A 1,321-nucleotide genomic window follows, 5' to 3' on the forward strand; every position below is an offset into this window, starting at 1 on the left:
TTTGTCCTTTAGATTTGTAACAGTATCTTATTTATGGATTAATTGGATTTACAATTAGTTTAGCCTTGAATAAAATATTAAAAAGATTACCTAATCGGTAGCGGCACATTAACGTTTTGTCAAGGTTTTTATACCTATAGCATGATGCAATCCGCTACCGATTTTTCTCCCTTAGTGACCAGATAACAATTAGGGCATTACCCATTATTAAGGACTTGGATCGATGGGTTGGAATTAGGTAAACATTACAAACATAAAAAATAACAGGATGATTAGCAGCACAAAATTTTTTATTGGTATTGATGTTTCAAAACCTTACTTTGACGTTTCACTAATGGTTGTAATTGACCATATAAAACAGTCCGTTGAAACTGCCCACTTTGACAATAATTCCGCAGGTATTAAAGGCTTTGATAAATGGCTCAAGACACACAGAGTAAGCTATAATGAACAATCCCTTGTTGTTATCGAAAACACAGGTATCTACCATCGCTTAATCTGGTCTTTCTGTAGCAAAAATCAGCTGCCTATCCACATCGGCAATGCGGCAAATATCAAGTGGAGCTTTGGCATAGCCAGAGGAAAGAATGATAAAATAGACAGTGTCCGTTTATGCAACTATGCCTACAGGGAATCGGATTCTTTAGCGGCTACAGCACCTTTAAACCCTGCTCTTTTGCACCTTAAAGACTTTATCTCTGCCAGAACAAAACTACTCAAACAGATAACAAGCCTAAGGGTTTCAATCAAAGAACTAGGGAATGTAAACGAGAAAACACATCAGAAATTGGTTGAGAGATCACTGAAATCGGCTATTGATGGTATTGCTAAATCTATCAAGGATATTGAGAGTGAAATCAAGAAAATAATAGACGGGGATAAGGAATTTAAAAGCAATTATAAGTTGCTGATCAGTATCCCGGGAATAGGACATGTAACAGCTGTATATCTTATAGGCTGCACAGCAAACTTTGCAGGTAATCCCAGCGGAAAACAACTGGCCTGTTATGCTGGTGTAGCACCATTTGAACATAGTAGTGGCATCAGTATTAAAGGCAAAACCAGGGTTCATAGAATGGCCAACAAGGAACTAAAAAGACTGTTGCATCTATGTGCATTATCTGCTATCCAATACAATCCAGAAATCAAAAATTATTACAACAGAAAAAAGGATGAAGGCAAGCATAGCATGGCAGTTCTAAATGCTGTTCGAAATAAAATAGTGCTTAGGGTAGCAGCTGTGGTAAAAAATCAAACGCCTTTCAAAAATAATTATAAAATGGCAGCATAATACTTGTATATATCATAACAATCATGCTGA

Annotated in this window: 1 protein-coding gene; it reads left to right on the top strand. The window is 36.5% G+C overall.

Translation table 11 applies throughout. The features are described 5' to 3' along the window. Positions 1 to 268: 268 nt before the first annotated feature. Positions 269 to 1,291, top strand: a complete 1,023-nt coding sequence (locus FA045_RS18750) for an IS110 family RNA-guided transposase (protein WP_136878600.1) — start codon at positions 269 to 271, stop codon at positions 1,289 to 1,291. Positions 1,292 to 1,321 lie beyond the last annotated feature (30 nt).

This window comes from Pedobacter cryotolerans, from assembly GCF_005116475.1.
GTDB lineage: Bacteria > Bacteroidota > Bacteroidia > Sphingobacteriales > Sphingobacteriaceae > Pedobacter > Pedobacter cryotolerans.